Here is a 356-nt window from a genome sequence, read left to right on the forward strand (position 1 = left end):
CTTGTGCTTGCAATTGCTTAATAACCGCAATCACGCGTTCTGTTGATTCAGCATCCAAGCCAGATGTTGGTTCATCATATGCCAAAATGCCCGGTTTCATCGCCAAAGCTCGTGCAATTGCCACACGTTGCTTCTGTCCACCAGATAATTGGAATGGATATTGATCAGCCTGCGCTGTTAAGCCCAAATCTTGCAACAAACGATCTGCATTCTCGGCCGCCTCAGCCTTTGTTTCGTGGTGAACCAATTGCGGTGCCAACATCACATTATCTTTAACGGTATATTGTGGAAACAAGTTAAAATCTTGGAAAATGACCCCCACTTGAGCTCCTGTGCGGTCACCAGTTAAATCAAGC

General features: G+C 45.8%; 1 protein-coding gene. It reads right to left on the reverse strand.

The features are described 5' to 3' along the window. On the reverse strand, positions 1-356 hold a 356-nt coding region (locus WEIDD23_RS12415), incomplete at both ends, for an ATP-binding cassette domain-containing protein (protein ID WP_156469688.1).

The organism is Weissella sp. DD23, assembly GCF_001579105.1.
GTDB classification, from domain to species: Bacteria; Bacillota; Bacilli; order Lactobacillales; family Lactobacillaceae; genus Weissella; species Weissella cibaria.